This is a genomic window from Bifidobacterium mongoliense DSM 21395 (genome assembly GCF_000741285.1).
GTDB lineage: Bacteria > Actinomycetota > Actinomycetes > Actinomycetales > Bifidobacteriaceae > Bifidobacterium > Bifidobacterium mongoliense.
The window spans coordinates 1-4,222 of the sequence record NZ_JGZE01000015.1 but is presented as its reverse complement, the minus strand read 5'-3'; the positions used below and the strand labels follow the sequence as shown (position 1 = coordinate 4,222).

Annotated in this window: 4 protein-coding genes and 2 pseudogenes; 2 read left to right on the top strand and 4 right to left on the bottom strand. The window is 45.8% G+C overall.

The window, feature by feature from the left end:
• A pseudogene (locus BMON_RS10005) lies at positions 1-176 on the bottom strand (IS3-like element ISBlo10 family transposase); the annotation flags it as partial.
• A gap of 116 nt (positions 177-292) precedes the next feature.
• Between BMON_RS10005 and BMON_RS10265 the strand changes: the two are divergent.
• Together BMON_RS10265 and BMON_RS10260 are read left to right on the top strand one after the other, a co-directional pair.
• Positions 293-502, top strand: coding sequence for a hypothetical protein (locus BMON_RS10265; RefSeq protein WP_202805458.1), 210 nt, complete (start codon positions 293-295; stop codon positions 500-502).
• A gap of 12 nt (positions 503-514) precedes the next feature.
• Positions 515-826: pseudogene (locus tag BMON_RS10260) on the top strand (MFS transporter); the annotation flags it as partial.
• Positions 827-900: 74 nt separating this feature from the next.
• On the opposite strand, the gene BMON_RS06525 reads toward BMON_RS10260, so the two are convergent.
• From BMON_RS06525 to BMON_RS06520, 3 genes are all read right to left on the bottom strand, one after another.
• Entirely contained in the window at positions 901-3,147 is a 2,247-nt protein-coding gene (locus tag BMON_RS06525) for a heavy metal translocating P-type ATPase (RefSeq protein WP_202805456.1), read from the bottom strand.
• Positions 3,148-3,418: 271 nt separating this feature from the next.
• A complete protein-coding gene (locus tag BMON_RS09650) occupies positions 3,419-3,850 on the bottom strand; it encodes a CopY/TcrY family copper transport repressor (protein WP_033495530.1) in 432 nt (143 codons plus the stop codon).
• A gap of 136 nt (positions 3,851-3,986) precedes the next feature.
• The coding region (locus BMON_RS06520) for an ISL3 family transposase (protein WP_034885363.1) at positions 3,987-4,222 on the bottom strand (236 nt) is incomplete at its 5' end.

Genomic DNA, 4,222 nt, shown 5'->3' with positions numbered 1-4,222 from the left:
CCCGCCGTGCTTGCCGTATCAGCCTTGGCCTGCCAGCGGCGCAATGATTCCGCCGCCACACCCGGATCCTTCGCCACGCCCTGCAACGCCTTCGTCTCCGACGCGTAATTCCCCCGGGACTCGGCCAACAGCCTGACGGCCCGGTCCCTGAACTCCTTGGCATATCTCGTACTCATAATTCCATCATTCCTTATCTGGGGGAAATCAGGAACAAAACCCAGTCCACATCATTACGTTGATCGGCGCCGTCTTCACACTAACCTACATGCCTGCTGCCAGCATGTATCCACTCATGACCATGAAATACTTTCAGGGAACCGTTAGTCAGGCTGGCTTAATTGAAGCCATTTATTCAACTGGCATGCTAATCGGCGGCACTATCATTGGCCTCTTTGGTAAGTGGCAGGACCGGATGAAGCCCGTAATCATCGCGTTTTTCCTGGTTGGCATTCCAACCGGTATTAGCGGCATTTTGCCAGGTAACCAAACCGGATTTTTATAGTTCGCAGCTTTAAACATCATTGAAGGAATGGCGACCCCATTTTTTACAACGCTTTTAATGGCAATGATTCAACAAAGTTATCCAGCAGAAGAGTTAGGGCGGATTCTAGGCGTTTTGAATTCTTTGTTGAATCTAGCTGGACCAATTGGCTTAATTTTTGCCGGTCCCCTAGCTGATGTGATTGGCATTGAACGCCTATTTGTGATTGCAGGAATCGGTGCTGCCATTTGCGGGGTGGTCGCGGTGTTAATGCCAATTACCAGGCAATATGACATTAGGCTGCATCAAAAATTGGCGAAATTAACTGAGCAACCAGATAAGTAATTAACATGATGATCATAAAGAGGAGAAAGACCAGACTACCAGCTGATCTTTCTCCTCTTTTTGTGATCACTTAATTACACGTTTTTAATCTTTTCACCGGTCAATCCCATCGCATTAATTGCCACGATAATTGTCGACATCGCCATGACCGCAGCACCAACGGCTGGGTCTAGAATGATTCCAATAAATGACAACACACCGGCAGCGAGTGGAATTGCGAAAACATTGTAGCCTGCTCCCCACCAGAGATTTTGAACCATTTTCCGATTTGTGATTTTAGCCAAATCAAGAAAATGTAAAATATCGCTGGGTTCTGATTTAACCAACACAACATCAGCGGAATCAATGGCAACATCGGTTCCGGCGCCAATTGCAATTCCAATATCGGCCGCGGCAAGACTTGGTGCGTCATTTACGCCGTCACCAACCATGATGACGTGATTGCCCTTTGCTTGATAATCAGCAATAACCTTTTGCTTATCATCTGGTAATAGGCCTGCATGGAATTCAGTCAATCCTAGTAAGTTAGCAACGTGTTCCGCGGCTTTTGGATTATCGCCAGTGAGCATTACGGGGGTAATTCCTCGCCTCTGAAGACCACTAATTAATTCCTTAGCACCCGCTTTGATGGTGTCGCCTTCAGCAACCATTCCTTGAACTTGGGTGCCCTGCAATAAGAAGCTGACGGAATTACCCTTAGCAGCCCATTTATCAGCAGCGGCCTCGTCGAACCTGATCCCTTGCTTCGTTAAATAGTTACCATTAACAATCGTATAGTCAGTGCCATCAACATTACCGGAAATACCAACGCCCGGAATATTTTGAGACTTTTCAGCCGCAACGACTTCAATGTCCTTCGCTTGGGCTTCAGTAATGATTGCTTGGGCCAGCGGATGAGTCGAATTATTTTCAAGGGCGGCCAGTCGGCTTAATAACGTTGTTTCGTCAATCCCATCATTTGGAATCAATGCATTCACCGTAAATTTACCTTCTGTTAACGTGCCAGTTTTATCCAAGAGAACGTGGCTAACATGTTGACTTGCTTCAATGGCTTGGCGATTTCGAACTAATAGCCCATTTTGAGCGCCAATCGTAGTAGAACGAGAAACCACTAATGGAATCGCTAATCCTAATGCATGCGGGCAAGCAATCACGAAGACGGTCACCATGATCGTCATTGCAGTCGCCAATCCCTGGGGTAACCAGGCAAAGAAAGCAATAATCCCAACACCAAATGCCGCGTAAAATAGATACTTGGCAACTAAATCAGCTTTATCTTCTGCTTTAGATTTAGCTTGCTGGGCATTTTGAACCATTTTCATTACTTGAGAAAGATAGCCGGAGTCACCAATACCACTAATTTTAACCGTTAGCGTCCCGTTATTGTTGGTTGCACCACCAATGACCTTATCGCCAACGTTCTTGGTAACGGCAGCAGATTCACCGGTTACCAGTGCTTCATTCACGGTCGACTCCCCAGCCGTAATAACACCATCGGCTGGAATACTCTCACCTGAACGCACTTGGAAAGCTTGACCAACTTTTAAATCAGATACTGGCACTTCTTTTGTTTCACCATTATCTGTAACTAGATGGGCCGTCTTAGGCAACAGGGCCGCCATCTTTTGTAAGGCATCCCCAGCCCCCATCAATGCATTCATTTCAATCCAGTGTCCTAGAAGCATAATTAAAATCAGGGTTGCAAGTTCGAACGAAAAATCCATTACATGATTTTCCGGGTTCAAGAAGTTGTTGGCAATAAATGCGTACAAACTGTAGAAATACGAAACTGAAATTCCAAGGGTTACTAGCGTCATCATTTCAGGAGATTTATCCTGAATTTCCGCTTTAGCCCCCTTTAAAAATGGCATTCCGCCATAAAAGTAAAGTGCTGTATCAAACAAAACGATGATAATGCCAACAATTAGCGGTGAACTGAAACTAAGGATGGAAACGTTTAAACCCATGATTGGTGCTAACAGTAAAACTGGAATCGCTAAGACAACGGAGAACCAAAATTTAACTTTCAAATTCCCCATATGCATCATTGAGCCACCGTGCATCATCATGTCGGTCCCAGCCATATCCATATCACCGTGATTCATCCCACTCATATTCATAGTTTCGTGATTCATGTTCATTTGGCTGTGATCCATGTTCATTTGACCATGATCCATTTCGGCCATATCGTGGTCCATGTTCATTTGATTATGATCCGTTTCGGTCATATCGTGATCCATTTTCATGTCATCATGATCCATATGACTCATATTTGATTCATTATTTTCCATATTCTTAGCACTCATGTTTTTCATGTTCATATGGTCCTCTTTATTTGCCATGATTATCGACCCCCTAAAAATAAGTGTGCGTAGCAAAGCGGTTAGAAGCCGGAATATAAGTTCCTTGTGTGGAAATCCCCGGGCTCGGGATTTTTCCACCAGGTTCTTATATTTAGGCTTCTGCTTTGCGGAGCACCATGCCACTATATGAATGAGAATTACGACAAAAATTCATAAATTTCCGCCATCAGAAATCCCAGATTCTGGATTTTTGTGCAGCAATCCTAAAAGTAGACAGAACACCACAGTCTTAACACGTTTGATCACCTGGCAAGCAGTTACACTGAACTTCCTCGGGCGCTGTTTTGGCCTTTTCAGCTAGAATCGCCTGTAAGTTCGCAATATCCGCCCGTGAGAGTTCCCTTGACTGAATAACGCCGGCAATTGTTGAACCAGCCCGCATCGCACACATATGGTCAAACAAATCATCTGCCGCTGCCGCCATTGATTCCTTCTCGCCAACAACCGGCTTATACGTGAATGGTCGACTGCCGCCATGCTGCGCAACCGCCTGTTTTTGAATCAACCTGTGAAGTAGCGTTTTGGTTGTTGAAGCTGACCAGCCTTCTAATTCGTTCATAGCATCGATTAGTTCACGACTAGTCGCATGTCCCATTGTCCAAATTGCTCTCACAACCATCCATTCAGAATCGGTGATGGTTACATTCTTTGCATCCTTCAATTGGCTTCCTCCATTAAGTGAATTCTAAGTTTACGTTTGTAGTCTCCTAACACTTATTAGTTTACAACCGTAGTCACAATAATGCAACCTTTCTGCCAGAAAATGGGCCTTTCGCTGTTTGGTGTGGGTGGGCTGGTTATATGGTGACGGTGGCCAGGTCGAGCTTGCCGCAGGTCAGGTGGATCATCGTGGAGAAGTGGTCCATGTTGCGCAAGCCGCGGGCTCGGGTTTTGATGTGTTGGATGATGCCGTTCAATCCCTCGAGGATCGCGTTGGTGCACCGGTGGTCGAAATACGTGAGGATGTCCCGCCAGTGACGACGGATCCGGCGGGCGAGGGTTTTCATGGGTTCCGGACGGGAGTGCATCGACC

Excerpts from the sequence above, each read along its gene's own strand:
- BMON_RS10265 (WP_202805458.1), top strand. The coding sequence starts at position 293 with ATGACCATGAAATACTTTCAGGGAACCGTTAGTCAGGCTGGCTTAATT.
- BMON_RS06525 (WP_202805456.1), bottom strand. The coding sequence starts at position 3,147 with ATGAACATGAAAAACATGAGTGCTAAGAATATGGAAAATAATGAATCA.